This window comes from Bradyrhizobium cosmicum (assembly GCF_007290395.2).
GTDB lineage: Bacteria > Pseudomonadota > Alphaproteobacteria > Rhizobiales > Xanthobacteraceae > Bradyrhizobium > Bradyrhizobium cosmicum.
This window is the reverse complement of sequence record NZ_CP041656.2, coordinates 4,374,583-4,398,032: the sequence shown is the minus strand read 5'-3', so window position 1 is coordinate 4,398,032 and position 23,450 is coordinate 4,374,583. Positions and strand designations below refer to the sequence as shown.

Sequence of the window (23,450 nt, the reverse complement as noted above, 5' to 3'; positions counted from 1 at the left end):
GCGGAGCCCTTGTTATCGGATGCGAGCGCCGCAGTCCTCATCTTTGCTGTTGCGTCAATGCGCAGGGGTGGGGCACCTGCATCCTGCTTGCAATCATGACCCAGGCCAGCAGAGCGGCGGCGCTGATCCCGGCGCCGAGCATGCACACGCCGGTCCAGCCGGCCATCGCGTACACCATCGTCGAGGTGATCGCGCCGACAGCGCTTCCGACCGAGTAGAACACCATGTAGCCCCCGATCAGTCGGCTGGCCGAATCCGGGCGCGCGGCGACGATCAGGCTCTGGCTGGTCACATGCACGGCCTGAAGCCCGAAATCCAGCATGATGACGCCTGCGACCACGAGCCACAGCGAGGTTTGCAGGCAGGCGATCGGAGCCCAGGCAGCCAGCATCAGCATCAGCGAGAGGCCGGTGGTGCGCTGACCCCATCCGAGATCAGCGAGGCGTCCGGCGTTTCGCGCCGCAAGTGCTCCGGCGAATCCGGCGATGCCGAGCAGCCCGATCGTGGTGTGCGACAGAGCGAGGGGAGGCGCCGAGAGCGGGAGCACGATCGAGGTCCAGAATACATTAAGATCAGCGAAGATCAGAAACGCAAACAATGCGCGCTCTCGCAGCAGCGGCTCCTCGGCAAACAGCGAGGCCGTCGAGCGCAGCAACGACGGATAGGACGCTCCGGCCATCGCGGCGGGCCGGTCGGACGGCAGCACGCGCAGGAGCAGGGCGGCGAGGGCGAGCATGAGGCCGGCCGAGACCAAATAGACCATGCGCCAGCCGCCGATATCGGCCAGCGCGCCGGAGGCGAACCGCGCCAGCAGGATGCCCGCGACAACGCCGCTGGTGACGGTGCCGATGGCGCGGCCGCGGCCGTCCGGCGTCGCCAGCGTCGCCGCAAACGCAACGAGGACCTGGACGACGACGGCGAGCACGCCGACCAGCGCCATCCCCGCAAGCAGGACCGCGGCGTGCGACGCCGTGCCGATGACCACGAGCCCGATGGCTGAGAGCACCGTCTGGCCGACGATCAGGCTGCGGCGATCCCGGAGATCGCCGAGCGGCACGATCAGGATCAGGCCGAACGCGTAGCCGATCTGCGTGAACGTCACCACCATGCCGATCGCAGCGGGCGCGATGTCGAGATCGTGCGCCATGGCGTCAAGCAGGGGCTGCGCGAAGTAGATGTTGGCGACGCTCAGGCCGCAGGTCAGCGCGAACAGCAGCGCCATTGCGCCAGAGAGCCCGCGCCCGGTCATATCACCGGCTTCCAGGCCCGCTGTCGTGGTGTCGTTCCCCGTCATCGTCGTCTCCGGCCTATTCGATCTGGTCTTAAAATAAGACCAGTTGCATCATGCGCTGTCTAGTCTTATTTTGGGACCAGCTTGAAGGGGGCTGCGAATGAAGCGGACCGGTTTTGCCGACGCGAGCTGCCCGGTGGCGCGCGCACTCGACGCCATCGGGGACGTGTGGTCGCTGCTGATCGTGCGCGATGCCTTCGATGGCCTGCGCCGGTTCGGCGACTTCCAGAAGAATCTGGGCATTGCCAAGGGCATGCTCAGCGCGCGCCTGTACAGGCTGGTGGAGCTTGGCGTGCTCGAGCCGGTGCCGGCCTCCGACGGCAGTGCCTATCAGGAATATGCGCTGACGAAGAAGGGGCGCGACCTGTTTCCGGTCGTCGTCAGCCTGCGCCAGTGGGGTGAAGCCAATCTGTATGCCCGAGGCGAAGTGCATTCCGATCTGGTGGACGAGGCGGGCCAGCGGGTCGGCAAGCTCGTGCTTCCGTCGCGGGCGGGCCGGCCGCTGACATGGTCCGACACCAGGGTGAGAAAGGTCGGCGCGCGCAAGCGCTGAATGCGCGCGGGCCTCCTCAACTGGATCGCGACGTCAGTGCGGCAATTGGTTCGCCGAGCCCTGCACGATCAGCCCGGCCTCGTTCACCCGCAGATATTCGCAGATCCGCTTGCCCCGCTCGTTCTCGTAGAACACGACCGCGCTGTCCGGACTGACGAACACGTCGATCACCGTGAAATGCAGGTTCGGGATCAGCCCGAGCGCCTTGCCCCAATAGGCCCGCAACGCGTCCTTGCCGCGCACGGTGCCGCTGGCATCGAACCCCATCACGGGGATGCGGTCGGACGTCATCACGGCGTCCTCGGCGTAAAGCGCGAGCACGCGCTCAAGATCGCGCGCATTCCAGGCCTCAACCCAGGTGTGGCTGAGCGCGGCAAGCGTTGATGGCTGATGGTGTTGTGACATGAACGTTCTCCCTGATTGGGCTCCTGTGTGAACCGGAGCAAATTAGGTCAATAATACTTACCTATTTACGTTTGTCCATGCCCAAAGAAGAATGTGGGTGCGTGCCGCGCGCGGTTGCGGGCCGGTCGCACGTCGCGTATCTGCTTGCCATGACAGCAGCACAGCACGACCGCTCCGCGTCGACGCCCTCCGTGGCCTCGGCGCATGACAAGATTCTCATCGTCGACTTCGGCAGCCAGGTGACGCAGCTGATTGCGCGTCGCGTGCGCGAGGACGGCGTCTATTGCGAGATCGTCCCGTTCAACAAGGCCGAAGAGGCCTTTAAGGAGATGAAGCCGAAAGCGGTGATCCTCTCCGGCGGGCCGGAGTCGGTGCATGAGGCAGGCTCCCCGCGGGCGCCCCAATTGATCTTCGCCTCCGGCGTGCCGGTGCTCGGCATCTGCTACGGCCAGATGACCATGGCGGAGCAACTGGGCGGCACCGTCGAGGGCGGCCACCACCGCGAGTTCGGCCGTGCCGATGTCGAGGTCAAGGCGCCGAGCAAGCTGTTCGAGGACGTCTGGTCGCCGGGCGGCAAGAACCAGGTCTGGATGAGCCATGGCGACCGCATCACCAAGATGCCGCCGGGCTTCTCGGTGGCCGGCACCTCGCCGAACGCGCCGTTCGCGATCATCCAGGACGAGACGCGCAAATATTACGGCCTGATGTTCCACCCCGAAGTGGTGCACACGCCGGACGGCGCCAAGCTGATCCGCAATTTCGTCCGCAAGATCGCCGGCCTCTCCGGCGACTGGACCATGCGTGCCTTCCGCGAGGAGGAGATCGCCAAGATCCGCGCCCAGGTCGGCAAGGGCAAGGTGCTCTGCGGCCTCTCCGGTGGCGTCGATTCAGCGGTCGCGGCCGTGCTGATCCACGAAGCCATCGGCGACCAGCTCACCTGCGTGTTCGTCGACCACGGCATGCTGCGCCTCGACGAAGCCAAGACCGTCGTCGACCTGTTCCGCCACCACTACAACATCCCGCTCGTGCACGTGGATGCGTCCAAGCAATTCCTCGGCGAGCTCGAAGGCGTCACCGACCCCGAAACCAAGCGCAAGACCATCGGCCGTCTCTTCATCGAGGTGTTCGAGGCGGAGGCCAAGAAGATCGGCGGCGCCGACTTCCTCGCGCAAGGCACGCTCTATCCCGACGTGATCGAGAGCGTCTCCTTCACCGGCGGCCCTTCGGTCACGATCAAGTCGCACCACAATGTCGGCGGTCTCCCTGAACGTATGAACATGAAGCTCGTCGAGCCCTTGCGCGAGCTGTTCAAGGACGAAGTGCGCAAGCTCGGCCGCGAGCTCGGCCTGCCCGAAATCTTCGTCGGCCGCCACCCGTTCCCCGGGCCGGGCCTTGCCATCCGCTGCCCCGGCGAGATCACAAAGGACAAGCTCGACATCCTGCGCAAGGCCGACGCCGTCTACATCGACCAGATCCGCAAGCACGGCCTCTACGACGACATCTGGCAGGCCTTTGCGGTGCTGCTCCCGGTGAAGACGGTCGGCGTCATGGGCGACGGCCGCACCTATGACTTCGTCGTAGGCCTCCGCGCCGTCACCTCCACCGACGGCATGACCGCGGACTTCTACCAGTTCGACATGAAGTTTTTGGGTGAGACCGCGACGCGCATCATCAACGAGGTGAAGGGCGTGAACCGGGTGGTGTACGACGTGACGAGCAAGCCGCCCGGAACGATTGAGTGGGAGTGAGAGGCCGCGCCGCGACGCAGCCGATTGATTTCCGTCGCGAGTTTGATCCGGTCAAATGATTACGTCACTGCTATCATTGAGCCATCGGGTTTGCCGGGTCGATTCGAGGCCGCCTTGCGAATCGAAGGGACGTACCGCCGAAAAATCGAGACCGGTTTCCGTCTCGATGGTTTTAACCGTCGTCTGGATGTGCATGGTGTGGAGTTCGTTGGGGGTGTAAGGCTTCAGCCCGGAGAAAACCTTGGCCTCAAACAGCGCTTGAACGTATTGCGTTTGGCCAATGATGAAGGCGGCAGCCGCGACCTTTGTGGGTGTCTTCTGCAGCACGGCGACTTTCCAGAACGACAATGGAATCTTCCATGGGCCGCCTTTGCGCGCCTTGCCGTACATCGGGTCGTCATCACGATAGATCGGTCCGGTAAAGACGGTGAGGCGCTTGTGCGATGTCTGCGCCTTATCGAGCAGGTAGTCTTCTAGATCGCCCCAGTCGATGTCGTTGTAGCCCTGAACCTGCGGCGCCGCGTTCGTATAATGAAACGTATCCTCGGACGCCAGTTGAGACTCCGCCAGCGCATTTGCTTTCTTCGTCAAAGTGCTCCAGCAAGGGTCAAGCAACCGTACCTGATGGCCGCGGCTGAACTGCACCGGGTCTGTTCCTTTGGCCTTTTCGTAAAAGTCGCCGTCGGGCTGAAATTCATCGGCGATGCGAGCGTCGCGCCGCCACGTGTCTTTGCGTTTTCCAGGATGAACCAGTCTGTCGCCGTCGATGTTCACCGCGGTGAACAAGGGAAATTTACGATCCGCGCGGATCACGGACGTGAAGTGATGATAGACGAGTTCGTAACCTGAACCGTCCAGCAGTGGCGCGACCAGATTTTTTGCGCGCGCGGGCGCGTAGATTTTCGGCAGCGCAATCGTCTCACTCAGAAACGACGCGTCATAGCCGGAGACGTGCGCCCATCTCGCCGGGTCGAGCGGGCGGCGATCGGCCTCAAGCAACGATTCTCCAGGTGTCGCGCTGTTACCCAGTGCCGGAAACCCGAGCGACAGGTCGAGACGGTCAAGCACCAGCCCGGCCTGCGGTTTCGCGAACCTTTCGCCTTTCAGGTGCTTGAATATCGCACTGATCCGCACACCTTCGTTGGCGATCCATGTCGGTTCTTTGCTTTCGCTTTCCGGATTTTCTGGCGCCGGCACCGCTTTGTGGTGCAGGGCCAGCACTTGCCATTGGTCGTTAAGAACCGGCGCTCCAGATGAGCCCGGTTCGGTGTCGGTCGAGTAGTGAATAAAATGATCTAGATCGACCCCTGGCACATACCTGGGGTCGAGCCCGATGACCTGACTGGCGCGGATCGCGATTTGCTTTGGTTCGCTGCCGGGATGCTGGATTATCGTAACCCATTCCCCGTCGACGGCCTTGCCGGAGAGGGGAATGAGCGGCAGGATTCCGTAACGGGCGATCGGCACGCATTCGTCCGAGAGCGGTGTGACGGCGACGAATGTGAAATCGAGTTCGGCGTTGGTATAGAAAATTTCGTGCGGACGCAAATTGAAGCGGACCGGCTCCTGCAATACGCCGTCGAAGTCGTGCTCATAACCGAATTCAGCTTCGGCCTGGCTTGCTTCGTCGGCATTGCCGAGCACATGATGGTTGGTGAGCAGGAGGCGAGGCCCGACAAGAAAGCCCGTGCCGTACCAGGCGCCGCCGTCGCTCGGCACTTTGATTCGGCAAACCGCCGCCGCCGTCCGCCTGCCGCGATCTAGGAAGTTAATCGACATCAGGTCGCTGTTGCCGATGATGCGCTCGAACCCGTTTGGGTCGCTGCGGTCGGGTTCGACGAGCGTTTTACGAAGGGCAAACCGCTTGTCCGCCGAGGCGCGGGCGCGTCGTTCTTGCCGCATGGCGGGCGTAGCGTAAGTGGATGTTTCGCCGACCATCTTTTCAGCCTCGCGCGAAAGAGCGCTCGACTGCGTTGCTACGATATCTTTGCGAGGTTCTTTTGCGTCGGCTTCTTCGTCTATCACCGTCACCCTCCGAAATTCACCAAACCAAAATGCAGGCAGGACGAGTAAATCAAGATAATGCAACTGACTTATAACACTACAATCCGTGTTCCTGTCCAGGCATGCCGTGCTGTCGTCTGGACGACGGACCGCGACTTCGCGAGGACCGGCGTAGCGACCTGGTCGACGCCGAATTTCATGCGTGCGCTGGCCGAAGCCGGCGCAAAGGAGGTACCATCATGACCTATGGTTTCTGGCGGCGAACCGAACGGAGAAGGCCTTGTTGACCGATATGGGACTTCAGAAGCTCAAGCCTGGCGAGAAGCTTTGCAAGCGCGGCGACCGCGACGGCATGGTCGCTGCCGTCCTGCCCATCAAGATGGGCACGCAGATCCGGAAAAGTGGCGACCACACCATCAAGGACTTGCATTGATGCGCTCCGCGTTGAAAGTGGTGGTGGCCGCAATATTTGCCATGCCGGCTGCGGTGGCTCTCGCGAAGTCTCCGGACTGCGCGAGTTGGCCCACCAACATGGCCCTCGTGCACCTCAAGAACGCCGGCCTGATTGATATCCCGTCAGTGATCGAGGCGCAGACCAAGGCCGTTCGTCTCGCATCCGAAAAGATCGGCAAAGACCTCCACCAGCAGGTTTACGACATCACGTTTCACACCAGGGATGGCAAGACGATCGAGGTCATCACGAAAAATCAGGCATCAAGCGAGGAATGCTCGATGAGCGGCGTCGACGTCTACGTGGTCTCGACAAAAATCGGCGGGTCGGTAGCGCTGCCATCCGAGGGCGCGACTAAGAAGTGATCCGGCTGCACTGCAGGCTGAAGAACTGGAATTTACCGGTCGCAGTCTCGTAGGGCGGATTAGCCGTAAGGCGCAATCCGCCATCTCTCCGTCGAGTCGTGCACAACATGGCGGATTACGCTTCGCAAATCCGCCCTACGAGCTCTCTTCGAACGGCGCGCGCGACCAGCTTTCGGCCTCCATCACCCGGCCGTAGATCGATTACGGCTCCTTCCAAAACAAATCTTGGAAGATCAGCTGGCCCCAGACGCGGCCGCGTGCGTGCACCTGAGCGCCGCTCTTGTTCAGCTTTCGCGAGCTTGATGGGTGCGAAGGTCACCGACTTTTGCAAACAGCGGGATACTAATCCAGCGTCGCGATTTCGCTTCGAGCGCCGGTGCTCAACCGTTGCACCGCCGGTGTCCGGCGCTTAGGTGCCCGGCACAAACGCTGGATGTCCGCCATTTCATCTGATGCTACGACATCCGCGCCGCACGTCTGGAGCCATTGTCCATGTCTACCGCCACACCCGCCGCCAGCCCATCCACCGCCAAAGAAACCGATCCCGAAACGCTCGGCTGGATGCGCGGCTTCCCGCCGTCCCCGGACCGCCTCATCACCTTCCAGGACGGCTCGTTCCGCAGCTTCCCCGAACTGCGCTGGGCCTGGAGCAACATCCGCCAGCTGGTGCCCACGGTGAACGTCTGGCGCGGGGCAGGGCCGGCGTCGCCGCTGCCGCGCGAGGACCACGACATCGGCGCGGTCACTTCGGTTACGATGGACGGCCGGCCCATGACCTTCGCAAAGATGCTGGAGGAGACCTACACCGACGGCATTGCCGTGCTGCATCGGGGCAGGCTGATCTATGAGCGCTATTTCGGCGCGCTGAAGCCGCACAAGCCGCATATCGGGATGTCGGTGACGAAGTCGTTCACCGGTGTGCTGGGCGGCATTCTGGTCAGCGAGGGCAGGATCGATCCGCAGGCGCCCGTCACGGACTATGTGCCGGAGCTGAAGGCCAGCGCGTTCGGCGATGCGCGTGTGCACGAGGTCATGGATATGACCACGGGGCTCGCATACACCGAGGTCTACACCGACAAGAATTCACACGTCTGGGGACTGCGGCGCGCCAACGGCATGGCGCCGATCCCGCCTGACTATGACGGCCCGACCACCATTTTCGATTTCCTCGTCGCGCAGACGAAGCAGGGCGAGCACGGCAAGGCCTTCGCCTACAAGACCGTCAACACCGATGTGCTGGCCTGGGTCATCAGGCGTGCCAGCGGCATGACGCTGTCCGACTTCCTCTCGGAGCGGATCTGGCAGCCGATGGGCGCGGAGGAGGACGCGCATTATCACGTCGACCGCATCGGCACCGAAAGCGGCGGCGGCGGTCTCTCCACCACGTTGCGCGATCTCGCCCGCTTCGGCGAGACCATGCGCAATCATGGCCGCTTCAACGGCCGCCAGATCGTGCCTGAAACCGTCGTCGAGGATATCGCGCGCGGCGGCGACCCCGAAAAATTCAAGCCGGCCGGCTACACCACGCTGCCGGGCGCGTCCTACCGCAACCAATGGTGGGTTACGCACAACGCCCACGGCGCCTACATGGCGCGCGGCGTCTACGGCCAGGGCATCTACATTGATCCCAAAGCCGAGATGGTGATCGCGCGCTACGCCTCGCATCCTGTGGCGGGCAACGCCGCCAACGATCCCGTGACGCTGCCGGCCTACATGGCGCTGGCGAAGCAATTGATGGCGGGCGGGTAGGGCCGACTGCTGAATCGTCTCTTGGTGCAACATACTCGGTGTCATCGCCCGACTTGATCGGGCGGTCCAGTATTCAGAGACGATCGTGAACGAGCCGAGAGGCCGCGGCGTACAGGGTCGCCCGGTCGAGCCGGGCGACGACAGCGGAGGTCAACGGATGCCACGGGGAGCACCCTGACAAACCGCAAGATCGGTCGAGCGCATCATGGCCGTCCGCGGCTAACTGTATTCAGCCACGGAGCTGGGACGATGAAGGCGGCGCTGCAAAATTATCAGGACCGGATGCGGCGGGTGCTGGACCATATCGACCGTCACCTCGACGCCGATCTGGACCTCGACATGTTGAGTGCTGTCGCCGCCTTCTCGAAATTCCATTTCCACCGGCAGTTCACGGCGACCTTCGGGCTGTCGGTGCATCGCTACGTCCAGCTCGCCCGTCTGAAGCGCGCGTCGCATCAGCTGGCCTACGCTGACGCCCTCGATGTTACCGACATCGCGATGGATGCCGGCTACGACGCGCCCGATGCCTTCGCCCGCGCCTTTCGGCAACGGCTCGGGCAGTCGCCGTCGTCGTTCCGGAAATCGCCTGTGTGGGAGCCGTGGCTTGCGGCCTTCGGGCCTCTCGACAACGCGAGGAGCAAGCTGATGCAGACGATTTTTTCCACCAACGACGTGACGATCCGCGATGTGCCACCCACGAAGGTGGCGATCATGGAGCATCGGGGGAGCCCCGAAGCACTTCGCGCCACCATCCAGAGGTTCATTGCCTGCCGCAAGGCGGCGAACCTGCACCCCAGCACAAGTCCAACCTACAATGTCTGGCGGTCCGAGCGGCGTCCTGCCTCGCCGGCTGACTACAGCGTGGACCTCTGTGTCGGCACCGACCAGCCGGTCGCGGGATTCAGCGAGGCGATCAAGGCCGGCGGGATCCCCGGCGGACGTTGCGCCGTGCTGCGCGTGGTCGGCTACACCGACAATCTGGAGCCCGCCGCGCTCTATCTCTATCGCGATTGGCTTCCGGCCAGCGGCGAGGAAGTGCGCGACTTCCCGATCTATTGCCAGCGGCTGAGCTTCTTCCCGGAGGTGCCTGAGCACGAGACGGTCGCGGACGTCTTTCTTCCTCTGAAATAGCGCTTTGACCGCGGCCTGCCTCTTCTTGTCAGTAAAGCGACAGGCCGTCGGCAATGATCAGGCTCGCGGCTCAGCCGCGCGCTTCCTGCCAATGGGGATAGGTAACGTAGGCGGTGACCGCGCCTTGCTCGTGCGAGCGGATCGTGACCGTCTCGCCCTTCGGCATATAGACGATCTCCCCGGGACCTGCGGTGACCGTGTTTCCGTCGCTGGTGACCGAGAGCTTTCCTTCCAAGACGAGCATGACATCGTCGACCGAGAGCTTTTCGTCGAGATTCTGATTCGGTCCGTAGCGGCCGAAGCCGATGGTGATTGGCCCGCCATGGTGCTGGTCAATTACGTTACCGGCGAAGATGTCGCCGTCCTGCCCCGGTGAGCGTTCGAGCGAAGCGTCGGCGATGGCGAATTTGCGAACTTTCATGAATGCTCCATCCTGTAAGAAGCGGGCGGAGTGAAGTAAACGTTCGGGCAGGCGCTTTTGTTCGCCTTGCGGGGCGGTTTGACGCAGGCGTGGTTGGAACGATTCAGCCGCGCTCCGGCCCGCGCATGCCGCTGAAGAACTCGAGCAGGCTGAACGGCGCGCGCTCGCCGAGGCAGAGCTCGAGGATCTGATGCGCGCCGGTCGCGGCCGATTGGCTGCGGGAGAACATCACATTTTCGTAAGTCGCAAGCGCAGCTTCGATGTCGCGGGGACGCGCGGCGATCGCCTTCCCGAGCTCGGCGCCGTCGAGCATGGCGAGGTTCGCGCCATCGCCGGCGGGCGGCATCAAATGCGCGGCATCGCCGACGAGCGTCACTCCAGGCACGCGCGCCCAGCGATGGTCGTTCGGCAGCGTGTGGAGCATGCGCAGTACCGGTAGCGTATCGGCGTCGGTGATCAACGCGGTCAGCGCCGGCGTCCAGCCGTCGAACTCGGTCGCGACGCGCGCGACCGCTGCGGCGGCGTCGCTGAAGTCGAGGGCGGAGAACCATTCGGCCGGGCGTTTCAACGCGATATAGGCGTGAAGGACGTTCTCGGGCTCGCGGTGCGCGAAAATGCCTTTGCCGGGCGCGAGCGCGAACAATGCGCCGCCGCCGACCGCTTCGGCCGTCGCCGGGTGCCTGATGTCAGCGTCGTGGAGATACATCTCGATGAACGAGGTGCCGACATAGTCCGGCACGGCCTTCGACAACAGGGGCCGCACCCTCGACCACGCGCCATCCGCACCCACGAGCAGGTTTGTGCTTGAGCTGGAGCCATCGGCAAATCTCAGCTCATGCCGCCCGTCGCCGCGCGCGACAACGCCGGTGAGCTTCTTGTCCCACCGGACCGCCCCGGCGGGCAGGGAATCGAGCAGCAGGCGCCTCAGGGCACCGCGATGCACCTCGGGCCGTCCGCCCGTGCCGTCGTCCGGTCGGTCGAGCAGCACGCGAGCCTGAGGGTCGAGCACGCGCGTGGCTTGTCCGCCTTCGTGGATGAGCCCGCGGAATTCGCCGAACAAGCCTGCGTCCTTCAACGCAAGCTGTCCACTGTCGTTGTGGATGTCGAGCATCCCGCCCTGTGTCCGCGCGATTGCCGAAGCTTCGGCCTCGTACACGGTCGCGGGAATGCCATGAAGGTGAAGGACGCGTGCGAGTGTAAGGCCACCGAGGCCTGCACCGACAATCGTAACCGTTGGCGTCATCGGATCCTTTACGAAGAGCTATGGAACGGCGTTCCAAAGTATTGGAGCGGCGTTCCATTCATGTCAAGATGGCGTCAATGCCGAAGAAGACTCACCGAATTGCACGCCGCACCGAGGCGCTATCCAGGGAGCGGATCGTCGCGGCCGCGATCGACATCCTCGACGCCGGCGGCGAGGGCGCTCTGACCGTCCGTGCGCTCGCTGGAAGGCTGGCAACGGGGAGCGGAGCAATCTACTGGCACGTCGCCGACAAGAATGAAATGTTGGCTGCAGCCGCCGATGAAGTCATCGCCCGTGTCATCACCGCGGTGGCCGGCAGCAAGGAGCCGCAGGAGGCGATCCGTGCGATTGCGCTGGGCGTGTTCGACGCCATCGATGCGCATCCGTGGGTCGGTTCCCAGCTCTTTCGCGAGCCATGGCGGCCCGCAACGCTGGAGATCATCGAGAGCGTCAGCGGACAGCTTCACGCGCTTGGCGGACCCCGCGCGGCGCAGTTCAACTCCGTGACCGCGCTCCTGCACTACATCCTCGGCGTCGCCGGACAGAACGCTGCGAACGCCCGGCTCGTCGCTCCCGGCACGGATCGATCGGCTTTTCTCGGCTCCGTCGCAGCGCAGTGGACCGCGCTCGATCCTGCGAAGTATCCATTCGTGCGGCAGATGGCGGCGCAACTGCGCGACCACGACGATCGCGAGCAATTCCTTGCCGGCGTAGACTTGATCCTTGCCGGCATCACAGCGGTTCGATGAGACGGAGCGTCTGTGGATGAGCCCGTGGCTGCGCGAAACGCAGTGCGCTGGTGTCATCCACCTGTTTCTTTCCGCGGGCAAATGCAGTTGTGGGTTACGCCTTCGGCTCGCCCGCTACGAACCCCGCGCCAACTTCTCGAACTTCTTCACCAGCCGCTCCCGCTTCAGCCGCGACAGCCGCTGGATCCAGAACATGCCGTCGAGCTGGTCGATCTCGTGCTGGTGGCAGACGGCGCGCAAGCCGTCGGACTCCTCGCTGTGCATGGTGCCGTCGAGATCCCAATAGTCGATCCGCACGCGTGCGTGACGCTGGACCTCGTCGTTGACCCCGGGCATCGAGACGCTGCCCTCGCGGTGCATGATCAGCTCGGGCGAAGCCCATGTGATCTCCGGATTGACGTAGGTCCGCGGACCCTCCCTGGCGTCGAGCTCGAGCACGACGACGCGGAAGGGCACGCCGATATGCGGCGCGGTGATGCCGATGCCGGGTGCGGCGCGCATCGTCTCCAGCAAATCCGCTGCGAGTTCGCGCAGGGCCTCGTCGAACGCGGTGACGGGGCGGGCCGGCATCGCGAGGCGCCTGTCGGGGTAGCGGATGATGGGGCGGATGGTCATGATGTGATTGGCATCCGCACTACGCCCACACCGGCGGCGACCCGATGGACTCCCGCAAGGCGGCGGTCAGGAGGGTCAGTTTTGCAGACGGCTGAGCCAGGGCCCGCAAAAGGTAGATGCCGGTCTTCGTCTCGTTCCACGGTTCGCCGTCGATCGGGATTCGTGTCAGCGTACCGGCCCGCACATCTGGGCCGACCACCCAGTCGGCGAGGAATGCAACGCCAATGCTGGCGAGCGCCGCGAGACGCATCGCTTCGAAATCGTCGCATCGAAACACGGCTTGCTGTTCGGGCGCCGTGCCCGCGGGGTTACCGAGCACGTCCGTCCAGCCGAGCAGGTCGGCGCCGTGCAATTTATCAATCAGCCGATGGCCGGTGAGGTCTTTCCCCACGGTCGGCGTACCATGACGATCGAGATAGGCCGGAGTGGCGACCAATATCCTGGTCTGCGATGCCAGCTTGGTCGCGATGAGCGTACTGTCGGCAAGTTCGCCGATCCGGATCACGGCGTCCAACCGCTCCAGCACGGGATCGGCGAGCCGTTCAGTGAGATCGAGCTCGATCATGAGGCCGGGATGGTCCCGCATGACCGTTTCGAGGGTGGGGATCACGTAGCGCTTGCCGAAGGTCGGAAAGCAGGCAAGGCGAAGAACGCCGGCGACCGCGCCATCGAAAGCGGCGATCTCGGCGTGCGTGTCCGCCAGGTCATCGAGCAACCGCTGCGCGCGTTCGAACAGTCGTTCTCCGGCATCGGTCACCGCGAGCGCGCGGGTCGAGCGTACCAGCAGGGGCACTCCGAGACTATGCTCGAGCGCGTCGATCTGCCTGACGATGGCCGAGGGTGTGACCCCGCGATGACGCGCGGCGCTGGAGAAACTCCCGCCACGAACCACGTCGACATAGATGGCCAGATGCTCCGCAAAACGCGGATCTTTCATCTTTGCGCCTTTCGCAAAAGGGTTTCGAGTTCAACGTTCATTATCATCAAACCTCAAAAGCCGTATCTCCTCCCTCGAAGGCGGGCCTTGCCGGCCTAAGCCCTTGATAAGGAGACTATCATGAAGGTTCTCGATCGCATCCTGTCGCAATCGGCCTACACCGCGGACATTGATGTACCGCTTGACCAGGTGGACATTGCCGAATGGCTGTTCACGCTCGCGGAAGCCGAATATCTGCGTTGCTGCCCGCCTGATCACATTGCGGCAGGCGTCAGCACCACCGACGACGGACGCCGCATGATGATCAACGTCGAGCAGATCGGCACCGGCCTGGTCGTTCAGCACTATGTCGCTGATGAGGCCGGCAAGACCTACTGCCGCATGAATTCAATCTCGGACGTGTTCACGGCCAATGGCAGGACCCAGGTCAACGTGATCTGGGAGCTGAAGGCCGAAACCGTCGATGGAGGACGTACCCGCTATACGAACAGCGTCACGGCACACCCGACCGATGTCTTCATGGCATTCCTGGACAAGCACAGCCTGTCTTTCGACGACGCTGCCAAAGCGCGCCAGGCGGCCGGAAGCGACCACAATCGCCGCGAGACGCCGTTGTTCGCCGCCAGCATCGCGCGCCGCGCCAAGGCCCGGGCGCAGGAGCAGGCGAAATGAGAGGTGTCGTCTATGACAGCTTCGGTCCGGCGGAGGTTCTCCGCGTGGCCGAGGTGCCGAGGCCCGAGATTCGCCCCCGCGACCTGCTGGTGCATGTGAAGGCGGCAGGGATCAACCGCGCGGATATTCTTCAGCGCTCCGGCGCCTACGGCAACCAGAGCTTTGGCGAGAGCAACCTGCTTGGCCTCGAACTGGCCGGTGAAGTTGTTGGCGTCGGCAGCGAAGTCGATGACGTCTCGATCGGGGAACGTGTGATGGCGATCGTGGGCGGGGGAGCATATGCCGAGTTCGCCCGGGTCGACCGTGACATGGCGCTCAGGCTTCCGGACAATGTCTCATTCGTCGAGGGCGCGGCGATCATGGAATCATTCGTCACAGCGGTCGAAGCGGTCTCGCATCTCGGAGGCATCAGGCAAGGTCAAACCGTGCTCATTCACGGCGCCGCGGGCGGAGTGGGCTCCGCCTGCGTGCAGGTCGCGCGTGCGCTGGGCGCCGTCGTCTACGCAACGGCGAACGCTTCGCGGTTGGCGGATGTCGGCGAGATCGGCGCGGCCACTGTGATCGACTACCGGGCCGATGATTTCGAAAGCGTGGTCGCGAGCCTTACGGATCATGGTGGCGTCGACGCCGTGATCGATTTCGTCGGCGGCGACTACCTGCCGCGCAACCTTCGCAGCCTCCGGCCCGGCGGAACACTGGTGCAAGTCGGCCTTTTGAGCGGCCAGCACGACACCTCGATGCCGCTCAACCTGCTGCTCCACAACCACTTGCGATTGGTCGGTACGGTCATGAAATCGCGCGGCGTGGACGAAAAGCGGGCGATGGTTCGTCGCTTCTCGGAAGGTTTCCTGCCGCTGTTTGTGTCGGGTGGGCTGAAACCGTTGGTCGACCGGGTGTTTCCGCTGGAACGCGCCGCCGATGCCCATCGCAGCGTGGAGCGCGGCGGAGGATTTGGAAAGGTTGTCCTGGCGGTCAACTGAAGGCGCGCTGGCCGGGAACGTCGTTGGCGGAGTGCTCAATCCAGTGGGGATCTGTAAGGGTCTCCATATGCAGCGCCACGCTGCTTGCCACTCACGGATGGTTGAAGCGCCTCATTCTTGACGCCCTACCAACTGGAAGGTAGCTATGCCCTATGACGAATGTATCTTCCACCGCTGACGACATTCTGGCGTGCGCCCGCACGCTCATCATCGCGGGCGGTTACAACGGCTTCAGCTACGCTGATGTTGCCGAGGTGGTCGGCATCCGCAAGCCGAGCATTCACCACCATTTCGCCAGCAAGGTCGATCTGGTCCGCACCCTCGTGGCGCGCTATCGCGAGGAGGCCCAGGCCGGGCTGGCGGCGCTCGAGCGCAACATTCCCGACGCGCGCGCGCAGCTCGAAAACTATGTCGCGTATTGGGAGGCGTGCATCACCGACGCGACGGCTCCCTTCTGCGTCTGCGCGCTGCTGGCCAGCGAGCTTCCGATCCTGCCGGAGGAGGTGGCACTCGAAGTCCGCGCGCATTTCCGCTTCCTTGCGTCGTGGCTGACATCGGTGATGGAGCGCGGCAAACGGAAGGGGCGACTGAAAATCTCCGCCCCGCCCCGGGTCGAGGCTGAAGGATTCATGGCGACCATCCACGGCGCGATGCTGTCGGCGCGCGCCTATGGCGATCCAAAGATGTTCGGCGTGATCACTGCTCCGCTGCTGGAGCGGCTGTCCGGCAAGCACTGAGAGAGATCGGCGAGACGACCACGACACCCCGCGGCACTTGGGGGTGAACGCGATCGCGCGCGCGGCGCGCGAGGAAACTACCAACTAGTAGGTACATAGGAGGTTGCAATGACGCATTATCAACTGGATCTCGCTCGTGCGGACCGCGAGCGGTGGCTGAAGCAATACTATTTCATCCGCGCGGCCTTCTCCGTCGCCTGGGTTGCGGCCGCGTTTGCCGCAGGATCGTCGTCGGCGCTGATCGCCGGCGCCTTGCTCGTGCTCTACCCGGCATGGGATGCAGCGGCCAACTTCGTTGATGCCCTGCGCAGCGGGGGCTTCGGGCAGAACCGCACGCAGGCGCTCAATGTTCTGGCCAGCTTGGCGACCACCGTCGCGGTCCTGATCGCCTTGCAGATGAGCATGAACCTTGTACTCGCGGTGTTCGGGGCCTGGGCGATCCTGGCTGGCCTGCTCCAGCTGGGGACGGCGATCCGGCGCTGGAAGAGTTTTGGCGCGCAATGGGCCATGGTGCTCAGCGGCGCCCAGTCGGCGCTGGCCGGCGGCTTCTTCATCTTCCAGGCCTCCACGCCCGCGGTGCCGTCGATCGCGACCGTCACGGGCTACGCCGGGGTCGGCGCGCTCTATTTCCTCGTCTCGGCAATCTGGCTCACCGTCGGCGACTGGCGCCGTCGCGCCGCGATGTGAGACCACCGCCTCCGAAATCCGGGCCTTGCAGGACCGACATCCTAAGTCATTGATCCTGCAAGCGCCGTCTACTGTGCATGGGGTTGTTTTTGCGATCTTGGTTGTGCGGCATCAGTCGAGTTCGTATCGGCTCTGCACCATCCCGGACGCGAACGTCGTCGTTTCCACATGTCGGAGCGGCAGATCGGCTGCGAGCCGGCCAAACAGGGGGATGCCGTCGCCGAGCAGTACCGGAATGCGCGTCAGCACGATGTCGCTGATCAGCCTCTCCTGCAGGAACGACTGGATCACCCGTCCGCCGTCGACATAGGCCCGTCGCCATCCCTCGCGCGCCAGTGCCTGCATGAGAGGCTGGGGCGCCAGCGATGAGATCCGGACCTTGCCGCCGAGGTCGGCGCGCAGGTCGGCTTGCGACAGGGTTTGGCTCAGGACGACGACGGGCTTCGTGAAGGGCCAGCTGTCGAACGACAGCACCTTCTCGAAGGTGGCGCGGCCCATCACCAGCCCGTCGATCGTGTCCATGAACGCGTCGTAGCCGGTGTTCTCGCCGGAGGCTGCGTATCTGCTCAGCCAGTCGATGTCGCCATCGGACCGGGCAATGTAGCCATCGACGCTGGCGGCGATGAAGACATGGCCGGTCGTCTTTTTGGAGGATGTGTTCAATGTCGTTACCATCGGCATCGCAGGAGGGGGGCTGATCGAGCTTCACATCCAGAATTTGGCAACGACGGTCAAGGCGTGCAAAAATCCGCCGCGACGATGTCGGCCCGCGCGGTTCCCATCCGTCTTTCACGCAGACAGATCTGACGGGAGACCAACATGAATGCTTCCTCCTATCGCTGGGTGATCGTCGCCGCCGGCGGCTTGCTTGGCTGTGTCGCCATCGGCGGCATGTTTTCGCTGCCGGTGTTCCTGCAGCCGATCGCCAAGGACACCGGCTGGTCGGTCACCGGCATCTCCGGCGCGATGACGATCGGCTTTCTGGCGATGGCTTTCACCAGCATGGTGTGGGGCACGCTGAGCGACAGGTTCGGCCCGCTCCCGGTCGTGCTGACGGGATCAATCGTGCTGACGCTGAGCCTGTTCGCCGCGAGCCATGCGACGTCGCTGCTGACGTTCCAGATCGTGTTCGGCCTCCTGACCGGCGCCTCCTGCGCGGCGATCTTCGCGCCGATGATGGCGACCGTCACCGGCTGGTTCGACACCCATCGCAGCCTCGCGGTGTCGCTGGTGTCGGCCGGCATGGGCGTGGCGCCGATGACGATGGCGCCGCTCGCGGCGTGGCTCGTCTCCAACCATGACTGGCGCACCGCGATGCAGATCGTGGCGCTGGTGGTCGGCGCCATCATGATCCCGGTGGCGCTGCTGGTGCGCCGTCCGCCCGCGCTCGCGCACGCCATGGCCGCGCGGGCGGGCGAGGGCGCCGGGCAGAACGAGATGTCGATGGGCGAGGCGCTGCGCTCGCCGCAATTCCTGATCCTGCTCGCGACCAATTTCTTCTGCTGCGCCACCCATTCCGGTCCGATCATCCACACCGTCAGCTATGCCGTCAGCTGCGGCATTCCGCTGGTCGCGGCGGTGACGATCTACAGCATCGAGGGCTTTGCCGGCCTCGGCGGGCGCATCGCCTTCGGCTTGCTGGGCGACCGCTTTGGCGCCAAGCGGGTGCTGGTCTCGGGCCTGCTGCTGCAGGCATTCGGCGCGCTCGCCTATGTCGTCGCGCATCAGCTCGCGACGTTCTACGTGGTCGGCGCCGTCTTCGGCTTCATTTATGCCGGCACCATGCCGCTCTATGCGGTGCTGATCCGCGAAAACTTTCCGCTACGCATGATGGGCACGGTGATCGGCGGCACGGCGATGGCCGGCAGCCTCGGCATGGCGACCGGCCCGCTCGCCGGCGGGCTGATCTACGACGCGTTCGCCAGCTACGCCTGGCTCTATGTCGCCTCCTGGGCGATGGGCCTCGGCGCCTTCCTGATGGCGATGAATTTCAGGCCGTTCGCAAGGCCGCAGGGCGAGGCGGCAGCGCCAGCGACGGCGTGACCGTCCACGCTTGGTTGGCTCAGCTCTCCGCGCGCGAGAGCTGTGCTTCGATCGCGGTCTTTTCGATCACCGACCATACCCGCCAGATCTTTCCTTCTCGGAACTCGTAGAACACGTTCTCCGAGAAGGACACGCGCTTGCCGTTCACAGGAAGCGCCAGGAATGTCCCCGCCGGCGTGCAATCGAATTGGAGTCGGGCGGCGATGTTGGGCGGATCGGAGATCAGCAACGCGATGTTGAAATGCAGATCCGGAATCTCGCGATAATCCTGCTCCAGCATTGCGCGATAACCGGGGAGCCCGACCTGTCGTGCGTTGTGAGCGACGCTCTCATGCACAAACTGTCCGAGTGCCGGCCAGTCCTGCCGGTTCAGGCAGGCGATGTAACCGCGGTAGAGGTCGGCGAGGTCGTCTCTTGTCATGATCGGGCTCCGGCGAGGTTGATCATAACGCAGCAGCCAGGGAGTCGATGCCCACCTACAGACGTTTTTCGAAAAACAGATCCGGATACGGATCGTCGTTGAAGCGCGGGATCTCGCGCCAGCCCGTGGTGCGGTAGAGCTGGCCGGCTTCAGCCAGCGCGCTGTTGGTGTCGAGCCGCAGCAGCGCGATGCCGAGCCCGCGCGCGGCATCCTCGGTCGCGTCCATCAGGAGCCGGCCGAGCCGCAATCCGCGCGCGGCGGGCGCGACCCACAGGCGCTTGATCTCGGCGTAGCCGTGATCCGTACCCTTCAGCCCGACACAGCCGATCGGCAGCGTGTCCGACATTGCCACGATGAACGTGCCGCACGGACGGCGCATGTCCTTGGCGTCAGGATCGCGCGACAATGAGACGTCAAAACCCTGCTTGAAGCGGCGGCCGAGCTCGGCATAGTACTCGCCGAGGCAATAGCGGGCTTCATCGCTCTGCGGGTCCATCTCGGCGAGCGCGACGCGCTCGCGCGTCAACGCTGAAGCGACCAAGTCCATCGCCGCCAGCAGCGCCTCGCGCCGCGAATGTTGCGCCAGGAAGCTCTCCGCCTGTGTGTTCGACAGCGCCTCATAGGCCGCGAATTCGCGCCGGCCCGCGCGCGTCAGCTTCGCCACGCGCCGCCTTGCATCGCCGTCGTGCGCGGAGGTCTCCACCATCCCTTCATCCTCAAGGCCGCGCAGCAGCCGGCTCATCAGCCCGGAATCGAGGCCGAGATAGTCGCGGATATCGGCAACATCCGAGCGTCCATGGCCGATCGCGTTGAGCACGCGCGCTGCGCCCAGCGGCCGGCCGCGCCCGAGGAACGAAGTATCGAGCGCGCCGACGGCGGACGTGACGGCACGGTTGAAGCGGCGGACGCGGGAAACGGGATCGAGCATGATACCTGACTTTAGTCAGAGATCATTTCCCGGTCAACGGCGGCAGGCCTCGTCGCTTTAGCTGCAGATCGCGCGGGGAATCATCCAGGTCGCAAAGGTCTGCCAGAGTCCGTCCTCACGGCGGCGCTGGTAGGCGACGAAGTCGGCGCCGTCGCCATGCACGAGTTCATAGCGATGAGCTTTGGAGGATACGGTGGTGTTGGGATTGCTCATGGAACACTCCATCTCGAATGGGCTCTGCGGCTGAGTTAGGTGCAGTGCAACAAAAGTCCAATGGGAGGACGGTAATCATCCCATCACGTTCTGGGGAGCGGTCAGTCCAGCCCCAGGGACTTGCGCGATTTGCGGGTGAGCTTGGCGACGATCAGTGCATGAGCCTGCGCCAGATAGGCCGTGAGCTCGGCGTCCGGCAGCGCGTTGTTGCCGGCGAGTTGCACCCATTTTGCGCGCGCCAGATACGGCGCGGGCCGTGCCACGCCATGTTCGATCAGGATCGCGTAGGCCATGTCCGAGACCTTGAACATGTAGCCGCCGGAACCCGAGGCAAAGCCACCGCTGAGCGCGAACATCTTGCCGCCGACCTTGAACACGGAGGTGCCTTCCCACTGCACCACCTTGGTGACGGAAGGCAGGCGCAGGCAGCGCGTTTCAAATGTCTTGGGTGTCATGCGATCGCAATCGAGGCGGAGGGGCTGCCGTTATGGCAACATGTATCCTCCAACCAGGGATGAATGGCCATGTCGCGCGTTTCGATCAAGACCAGGGACGATTTGCCGGAGGCGCTGAGGCCGCTGTGGGACAAGATGGCGACTTACGGTGCGTTCGAGAACCAGGCCGGTGTCATGGCGCATCGGCTACCGATCTTCAAACATATGTGGTCGCTGCTGGTCGATCTCGCCAGCGAAGGCCAGGTGTCGAAGCGCCATCTCGAGCTTGCGCTGGTCACAGTCTCGCTGCTCAACAAGTGCGACTATTGCGTCTCTCATCACGCGCCCAAATTGGCGGTGCAGGGCGTTTCGGAGCAGGGCGCCGCGCGCCTCGTCGACTACAAGGACCATCCCGAGCTCGATCAGCTCGACAAGCTCGTCGTCGAATATTCCATCGCCGTTACCAACAACTGGAACAAGACCCGCGACGAGATCTTTGCTCGCCTTCGCGCGCATTTCTCGGAAGCCCAGATCGTCGAACTGACCTGGCGCATCGCGCTGTGCGGCGCCTTCAACCGCTTCAACGACATCCTTCAGCTCGAGGTCGAGCAGGGCGTTCCCCACAGCGAGGCCGCCGAGTAGGCGGAGGTCGCCCGCGCGCTCAGCCTGAAGCTGCCGTGACGGAATCGCCGGCGCGATAAGCGTCTGGAACGACGAATACCTCGTCGGCGCGGCCATAGCCACCGTCGGGGACTTCCTCGATCAGGACCATCGTGTGCGGCCGCGCCGCTTCGCCGAAATAGTCGACGAACAGCGCGGTGAGGCGATGCACGATCTCCGCCTTCTGGGTTCGCGAGAGCGCGGCCTGCGGGATCTTGATGTTGGCGAAAGGCATGATTGTCGTCTCCCTGTGAGGTGTCGTCCTGCGTGTCAGATCACGCCGCCGTTGGCGCGAATGATCTGGCCGTTGATCCAGCCGCTGTCGCGGCCGGCCAGGAAGGCAACGACGCCGGCGATGTCGTCGGGCTGGCCGAGGCGGCCGAACGGGTTCATGGCGGCAATGGCGCGCACCTGCTGCTCGCTCTTGCCGTCCATGAACAGTCGGGTCTCGACCGGACCGGGCGCCACCGCGTTGACCGTGATGCGCCGGCCGCCGAGCTCCTTGGCGAGGATATGCGTCATGGCTTCGACCGCGGCCTTGGTCGCGGCGTAGACGCCGTAGCCGGGCTGATAGAGGCCGACCACGCTGGATGAGAAGTTGACGATGCGGCCGCCGTCGCGGAGCCGCCGCGCCGCTTCGCGCAAGGACCTGAACACGCTTTCGAGATTGATCGACATCTGCCGCGCGAACGACGCGTCCGTCATCTCGGCGAGTGGCCCGAGTTCCATGACTCCGGCATTGTTGACGAGGATGTCGACGCCGCCGAAGGCGCGCACGGCCGCATCGAACAGCAGCGATGGGGTTGCCGGATCGGCAAGATCGGCCTGCACGGCGATGGCGTGTCCGCCGGCGGCCTCGATCTCGGCAACGAGTGCGTCCGCGGCGTCGCGGCCACTGGCATAGTTGATGGCAACCGCAATTCCGTCCCGCGCCAGCCGGCGGGCGATCGCCGCGCCGATGCCGCGGGAGCCGCCGGTGACGATGGCGGCGCGCTGGGATGGGGTGGTGGTCATGGTGGGTCTCCTCGATAGGTCTGACCGGGAGATACGCGATCGCCATTGCCGGATAATCGCCCAAGACTTGCCATCACTTGTCGGCTGTGGTGAACAATCACCCCATGGACCGTTTCGACGCCATGCGCCTGTTTGTCCGCCTGGTCGAGCGGCAGAGCTTTACGGCTGCAGCCGCCGACCTCGGCATTCCCCGCTCGACGGCGAGCGAGGTGCTGCGCGGCCTGGAAGCGCGGCTGGGCGCGCGCCTGCTGGAACGGACGACGCGGCATGTCACGCCGACGCTCGACGGCGAGGACTATTACCGCCGCTGCGTCGCCATCCTGGCGGAGGTCGAGGAAGCGGAAGCCGCGATGCGCGATGCACAACCGCGCGGCCTGTTGCGTATCGACGCGCATCCTTTGCTGACGCGCACCTTCATCCTGCCGCACCTGCCCGCGTTCCTGGCGCGCTATCCGCAGCTCGACTTGCAGATCGGGCAGGGCGACCGCCTCGTCGATCTCGTGCGCGAGGGCATCGATTGCGTGATCCGCTCAGGCGAGCCCGAGGACAGCGGCATGATCCTGCGTCGCCTCGGCACCATCGCGGAGATTACGGTGGCAAGCCCGGCCTATCTGGCGAGCCACGGCACGCCGGCGACGCCGGACGCACTCGACGGCCATCAGATGGTGGCCTTCCTCTCCTCGCGCACCGGCGACGTTCTTCCGTTGGAATTTTCCATCGCCGGCACGCTTCGCCATGTCGTGCTGCCGAGCCGGGTTCGCGTCAACAATTCCGACACGATGGCCGACCTCGCGCGGCTTGGCTTTGGTCTTGCGCAGGCTCCGCGCTATCGCTTTGCGGACGATCTCGCGAGCGGGGCGCTGGTCGAGGTGCTGGCGGACCATCCGCCGTCGCCGACGCCGCTCTGCGCGCTCTATCCGCAGAACCGCCAGCTCGCGCTGCGCCTGCGCGTGTTCCTGGAGTGGATCGCCGGCATTTTCGCCGAAGCCAAGCCGTGAG

At 64.2% G+C, this 23,450-nt stretch carries 29 protein-coding genes and 1 pseudogene; 15 read left to right on the top strand and 15 right to left on the bottom strand.

The genetic code is table 11. The features are described 5' to 3' along the window. Nucleotides 1–37: 37 nt before the first annotated feature. The gene (locus FNV92_RS21275) at nt 38–1,294 is read right to left on the bottom strand and encodes an MFS transporter (RefSeq protein ID WP_143844703.1); all 1,257 of its coding nucleotides are present in this window, start codon (nt 1,292–1,294) and stop codon (nt 38–40) included. A 97-nt stretch (nt 1,295–1,391) separates the two neighbouring features. Here FNV92_RS21275 and FNV92_RS21270 point away from each other — a divergent pair, with 97 nt between their 5' ends. Continuing rightward, entirely contained in the window at nt 1,392–1,844 is a 453-nt protein-coding gene (locus FNV92_RS21270) for a winged helix-turn-helix transcriptional regulator (protein WP_143844704.1), read from the top strand. Between the two features lie 33 nt (nt 1,845–1,877). Here FNV92_RS21270 and FNV92_RS21265 read toward each other — a convergent pair whose 3' ends face one another. Further along, the gene (locus FNV92_RS21265; protein WP_143844705.1) at nt 1,878–2,249 is read right to left on the bottom strand and encodes a nuclear transport factor 2 family protein; all 372 of its coding nucleotides are present in this window, start codon (nt 2,247–2,249) and stop codon (nt 1,878–1,880) included. 149 nt (nt 2,250–2,398) lie between these two features. Between FNV92_RS21265 and guaA the strand changes: the two genes are divergently transcribed. Further along, a complete protein-coding gene (gene guaA, locus FNV92_RS21260; protein ID WP_041748945.1) occupies nt 2,399–3,997 on the top strand; it encodes a glutamine-hydrolyzing GMP synthase in 1,599 nt (532 codons plus the stop codon). Nucleotides 3,998–4,048: 51 nt separating this feature from the next. On the opposite strand, the gene FNV92_RS21255 is transcribed toward guaA, so the two are convergent. Continuing rightward, the gene (locus tag FNV92_RS21255; protein ID WP_143844706.1) at nt 4,049–6,022 is read right to left on the bottom strand and encodes a DNA/RNA non-specific endonuclease; all 1,974 of its coding nucleotides are present in this window, start codon (nt 6,020–6,022) and stop codon (nt 4,049–4,051) included. A 57-nt stretch (nt 6,023–6,079) separates the two neighbouring features. Between FNV92_RS21255 and FNV92_RS34630 the strand changes: the two genes are divergently transcribed. From FNV92_RS34630 to FNV92_RS21245, 3 genes are read left to right on the top strand one after another with little or no spacing between them, the layout of a single operon-like run. Then, on the top strand, nt 6,080–6,244 hold the full coding sequence (locus FNV92_RS34630) for a PIN domain-containing protein (protein ID WP_416377731.1): 165 nt from the start codon (nt 6,080–6,082) through the stop codon (nt 6,242–6,244). A gap of 37 nt (nt 6,245–6,281) precedes the next feature. Further along, complete coding sequence (locus tag FNV92_RS21250) at nt 6,282–6,434, top strand: integrase (protein ID WP_244623658.1); 153 nt, start codon at nt 6,282–6,284, stop codon at nt 6,432–6,434. Then, nucleotides 6,434–6,817: a hypothetical protein gene (locus tag FNV92_RS21245; RefSeq protein WP_143844707.1), complete on the top strand. Its 384-nt coding sequence runs from the start codon at nt 6,434–6,436 to the stop codon at nt 6,815–6,817. The genes FNV92_RS21250 and FNV92_RS21245 overlap by 1 nt, the downstream gene beginning before the upstream one ends. Nucleotides 6,818–7,018: 201 nt before the next feature. Here the strand turns inward: FNV92_RS21245 and FNV92_RS21240 are convergent. Further along, nucleotides 7,019–7,148: pseudogene (locus tag FNV92_RS21240) on the bottom strand (NADP oxidoreductase coenzyme); the annotation flags it as partial. Between the two features lie 161 nt (nt 7,149–7,309). On the opposite strand from FNV92_RS21240, the gene FNV92_RS21235 reads away from it, so the two are divergent. Further along, nucleotides 7,310–8,566, top strand: coding sequence for a serine hydrolase domain-containing protein (locus tag FNV92_RS21235; protein WP_143844708.1), 1,257 nt, complete (start codon nt 7,310–7,312; stop codon nt 8,564–8,566). A 249-nt stretch (nt 8,567–8,815) separates the two neighbouring features. Further along, on the top strand, nt 8,816–9,697 hold the full coding sequence (locus tag FNV92_RS21230) for an AraC family transcriptional regulator (RefSeq protein ID WP_143844709.1): 882 nt from the start codon (nt 8,816–8,818) through the stop codon (nt 9,695–9,697). A gap of 70 nt (nt 9,698–9,767) precedes the next feature. Here the strand turns inward: FNV92_RS21230 and FNV92_RS21225 are convergent, their stop codons facing one another. Both FNV92_RS21225 and FNV92_RS21220 read right to left on the bottom strand, forming a co-directional pair. Beyond that, on the bottom strand, nt 9,768–10,118 hold the full coding sequence (locus tag FNV92_RS21225; RefSeq protein ID WP_015686728.1) for a cupin domain-containing protein: 351 nt from the start codon (nt 10,116–10,118) through the stop codon (nt 9,768–9,770). A 103-nt stretch (nt 10,119–10,221) separates the two neighbouring features. Then, a complete protein-coding gene (locus tag FNV92_RS21220) occupies nt 10,222–11,361 on the bottom strand; it encodes an FAD-dependent oxidoreductase (RefSeq protein ID WP_143844710.1) in 1,140 nt (379 codons plus the stop codon). Here FNV92_RS21220 and FNV92_RS21215 point away from each other — a divergent pair. Next, a complete protein-coding gene (locus tag FNV92_RS21215; protein ID WP_334266063.1) occupies nt 11,352–12,110 on the top strand; it encodes a TetR/AcrR family transcriptional regulator in 759 nt (252 codons plus the stop codon). The two genes, FNV92_RS21220 and FNV92_RS21215, sit on opposite strands and share 10 nt — an antisense overlap. Nucleotides 12,111–12,224: 114 nt before the next feature. On the opposite strand, the gene FNV92_RS21210 is transcribed toward FNV92_RS21215, so the two are convergent. Continuing rightward, on the bottom strand, nt 12,225–12,725 hold the full coding sequence (locus tag FNV92_RS21210) for a peptide deformylase (RefSeq protein WP_143844711.1): 501 nt from the start codon (nt 12,723–12,725) through the stop codon (nt 12,225–12,227). A 19-nt stretch (nt 12,726–12,744) separates the two neighbouring features. Further along, complete coding sequence (locus FNV92_RS21205) at nt 12,745–13,662, bottom strand: LysR family transcriptional regulator (RefSeq protein WP_143844712.1); 918 nt, start codon at nt 13,660–13,662, stop codon at nt 12,745–12,747. Nucleotides 13,663–13,782: 120 nt separating this feature from the next. On the opposite strand from FNV92_RS21205, the gene FNV92_RS21200 reads away from it, so the two are divergent. From FNV92_RS21200 to FNV92_RS21185, 4 genes are all read left to right on the top strand, one after another. After that, nucleotides 13,783–14,334, top strand: coding sequence for a hypothetical protein (locus FNV92_RS21200; protein ID WP_143844713.1), 552 nt, complete (start codon nt 13,783–13,785; stop codon nt 14,332–14,334). 44 nt (nt 14,335–14,378) lie between these two features. After that, complete coding sequence (locus tag FNV92_RS21195) at nt 14,379–15,314, top strand: NAD(P)H-quinone oxidoreductase (protein WP_244623659.1); 936 nt, start codon at nt 14,379–14,381, stop codon at nt 15,312–15,314. Between the two features lie 152 nt (nt 15,315–15,466). Continuing rightward, a complete protein-coding gene (locus tag FNV92_RS21190; protein WP_143844715.1) occupies nt 15,467–16,051 on the top strand; it encodes a TetR/AcrR family transcriptional regulator in 585 nt (194 codons plus the stop codon). 108 nt (nt 16,052–16,159) lie between these two features. Further along, nucleotides 16,160–16,738 carry a DUF308 domain-containing protein gene (locus FNV92_RS21185; protein WP_143844716.1) on the top strand — a complete coding sequence of 193 codons (579 nt, stop codon included), beginning with the start codon at nt 16,160–16,162 and terminating at the stop codon, nt 16,736–16,738. Between the two features lie 111 nt (nt 16,739–16,849). Here FNV92_RS21185 and FNV92_RS21180 read toward each other — a convergent pair whose 3' ends face one another. Then, on the bottom strand, nt 16,850–17,401 hold the full coding sequence (locus FNV92_RS21180) for a dihydrofolate reductase family protein (protein WP_244623660.1): 552 nt from the start codon (nt 17,399–17,401) through the stop codon (nt 16,850–16,852). A 156-nt stretch (nt 17,402–17,557) separates the two neighbouring features. Here FNV92_RS21180 and FNV92_RS21175 point away from each other — a divergent pair, with 156 nt between their 5' ends. After that, nucleotides 17,558–18,781, top strand: coding sequence for an MFS transporter (locus FNV92_RS21175; RefSeq protein ID WP_143844718.1), 1,224 nt, complete (start codon nt 17,558–17,560; stop codon nt 18,779–18,781). Between the two features lie 19 nt (nt 18,782–18,800). On the opposite strand, the gene FNV92_RS21170 is transcribed toward FNV92_RS21175, so the two are convergent. From FNV92_RS21170 to FNV92_RS21155, 4 genes are all read right to left on the bottom strand, one after another. After that, a complete protein-coding gene (locus FNV92_RS21170) occupies nt 18,801–19,202 on the bottom strand; it encodes an ester cyclase (RefSeq protein WP_143844719.1) in 402 nt (133 codons plus the stop codon). Nucleotides 19,203–19,257: 55 nt separating this feature from the next. Further along, on the bottom strand, nt 19,258–20,130 hold the full coding sequence (locus tag FNV92_RS21165; RefSeq protein WP_143844720.1) for a bifunctional helix-turn-helix transcriptional regulator/GNAT family N-acetyltransferase: 873 nt from the start codon (nt 20,128–20,130) through the stop codon (nt 19,258–19,260). Nucleotides 20,131–20,187: 57 nt separating this feature from the next. After that, nucleotides 20,188–20,343 (bottom strand): hypothetical protein, encoded by a 156-nt coding sequence (locus tag FNV92_RS21160; protein ID WP_015686715.1) that lies wholly within the window; start codon nt 20,341–20,343, stop codon nt 20,188–20,190. A 101-nt stretch (nt 20,344–20,444) separates the two neighbouring features. Continuing rightward, nucleotides 20,445–20,798: an MmcQ/YjbR family DNA-binding protein gene (locus FNV92_RS21155; RefSeq protein ID WP_143844721.1), complete on the bottom strand. Its 354-nt coding sequence runs from the start codon at nt 20,796–20,798 to the stop codon at nt 20,445–20,447. Nucleotides 20,799–20,867: 69 nt separating this feature from the next. Here FNV92_RS21155 and FNV92_RS21150 point away from each other — a divergent pair, with 69 nt between their 5' ends. After that, a complete protein-coding gene (locus tag FNV92_RS21150; protein ID WP_143844722.1) occupies nt 20,868–21,419 on the top strand; it encodes a carboxymuconolactone decarboxylase family protein in 552 nt (183 codons plus the stop codon). A gap of 19 nt (nt 21,420–21,438) precedes the next feature. Here FNV92_RS21150 and FNV92_RS21145 read toward each other — a convergent pair whose 3' ends face one another. Continuing rightward, nucleotides 21,439–21,672: a tautomerase family protein gene (locus tag FNV92_RS21145; protein WP_015686712.1), complete on the bottom strand. Its 234-nt coding sequence runs from the start codon at nt 21,670–21,672 to the stop codon at nt 21,439–21,441. Between the two features lie 35 nt (nt 21,673–21,707). Then, the gene (locus FNV92_RS21140; RefSeq protein WP_143844723.1) at nt 21,708–22,451 is read right to left on the bottom strand and encodes an SDR family oxidoreductase; all 744 of its coding nucleotides are present in this window, start codon (nt 22,449–22,451) and stop codon (nt 21,708–21,710) included. 104 nt (nt 22,452–22,555) lie between these two features. Here FNV92_RS21140 and FNV92_RS21135 point away from each other — a divergent pair, with 104 nt between their 5' ends. Further along, complete coding sequence (locus FNV92_RS21135; protein ID WP_143844724.1) at nt 22,556–23,449, top strand: LysR family transcriptional regulator; 894 nt, start codon at nt 22,556–22,558, stop codon at nt 23,447–23,449. Nucleotide 23,450 lies beyond the last annotated feature (1 nt).

Excerpts from the sequence above, each read along its gene's own strand:
- FNV92_RS21275 (WP_143844703.1), bottom strand. The coding sequence starts at position 1,294 with ATGACGGGGAACGACACCACGACAGCGGGCCTGGAAGCCGGTGATATG.
- FNV92_RS21270 (WP_143844704.1), top strand. The coding sequence starts at position 1,392 with ATGAAGCGGACCGGTTTTGCCGACGCGAGCTGCCCGGTGGCGCGCGCA.
- FNV92_RS21265 (WP_143844705.1), bottom strand. The coding sequence starts at position 2,249 with ATGTCACAACACCATCAGCCATCAACGCTTGCCGCGCTCAGCCACACC.
- guaA (WP_041748945.1), top strand. The coding sequence starts at position 2,399 with ATGACAGCAGCACAGCACGACCGCTCCGCGTCGACGCCCTCCGTGGCC.
- FNV92_RS34630 (WP_416377731.1), top strand. The coding sequence starts at position 6,080 with ATGCAACTGACTTATAACACTACAATCCGTGTTCCTGTCCAGGCATGC.
- FNV92_RS21245 (WP_143844707.1), top strand. The coding sequence starts at position 6,434 with ATGCGCTCCGCGTTGAAAGTGGTGGTGGCCGCAATATTTGCCATGCCG.
- FNV92_RS21235 (WP_143844708.1), top strand. The coding sequence starts at position 7,310 with ATGTCTACCGCCACACCCGCCGCCAGCCCATCCACCGCCAAAGAAACC.
- FNV92_RS21230 (WP_143844709.1), top strand. The coding sequence starts at position 8,816 with ATGAAGGCGGCGCTGCAAAATTATCAGGACCGGATGCGGCGGGTGCTG.
- FNV92_RS21225 (WP_015686728.1), bottom strand. The coding sequence starts at position 10,118 with ATGAAAGTTCGCAAATTCGCCATCGCCGACGCTTCGCTCGAACGCTCA.
- FNV92_RS21220 (WP_143844710.1), bottom strand. The coding sequence starts at position 11,361 with ATGACGCCAACGGTTACGATTGTCGGTGCAGGCCTCGGTGGCCTTACA.
- FNV92_RS21210 (WP_143844711.1), bottom strand. The coding sequence starts at position 12,725 with ATGACCATCCGCCCCATCATCCGCTACCCCGACAGGCGCCTCGCGATG.
- FNV92_RS21205 (WP_143844712.1), bottom strand. The coding sequence starts at position 13,662 with ATGAAAGATCCGCGTTTTGCGGAGCATCTGGCCATCTATGTCGACGTG.
- FNV92_RS21200 (WP_143844713.1), top strand. The coding sequence starts at position 13,783 with ATGAAGGTTCTCGATCGCATCCTGTCGCAATCGGCCTACACCGCGGAC.
- FNV92_RS21190 (WP_143844715.1), top strand. The coding sequence starts at position 15,467 with ATGACGAATGTATCTTCCACCGCTGACGACATTCTGGCGTGCGCCCGC.
- FNV92_RS21185 (WP_143844716.1), top strand. The coding sequence starts at position 16,160 with ATGACGCATTATCAACTGGATCTCGCTCGTGCGGACCGCGAGCGGTGG.
- FNV92_RS21175 (WP_143844718.1), top strand. The coding sequence starts at position 17,558 with ATGAATGCTTCCTCCTATCGCTGGGTGATCGTCGCCGCCGGCGGCTTG.
- FNV92_RS21170 (WP_143844719.1), bottom strand. The coding sequence starts at position 19,202 with ATGACAAGAGACGACCTCGCCGACCTCTACCGCGGTTACATCGCCTGC.
- FNV92_RS21165 (WP_143844720.1), bottom strand. The coding sequence starts at position 20,130 with ATGCTCGATCCCGTTTCCCGCGTCCGCCGCTTCAACCGTGCCGTCACG.
- FNV92_RS21160 (WP_015686715.1), bottom strand. The coding sequence starts at position 20,343 with ATGAGCAATCCCAACACCACCGTATCCTCCAAAGCTCATCGCTATGAA.
- FNV92_RS21155 (WP_143844721.1), bottom strand. The coding sequence starts at position 20,798 with ATGACACCCAAGACATTTGAAACGCGCTGCCTGCGCCTGCCTTCCGTC.
- FNV92_RS21150 (WP_143844722.1), top strand. The coding sequence starts at position 20,868 with ATGTCGCGCGTTTCGATCAAGACCAGGGACGATTTGCCGGAGGCGCTG.
- FNV92_RS21145 (WP_015686712.1), bottom strand. The coding sequence starts at position 21,672 with ATGCCTTTCGCCAACATCAAGATCCCGCAGGCCGCGCTCTCGCGAACC.
- FNV92_RS21140 (WP_143844723.1), bottom strand. The coding sequence starts at position 22,451 with ATGACCACCACCCCATCCCAGCGCGCCGCCATCGTCACCGGCGGCTCC.
- FNV92_RS21135 (WP_143844724.1), top strand. The coding sequence starts at position 22,556 with ATGGACCGTTTCGACGCCATGCGCCTGTTTGTCCGCCTGGTCGAGCGG.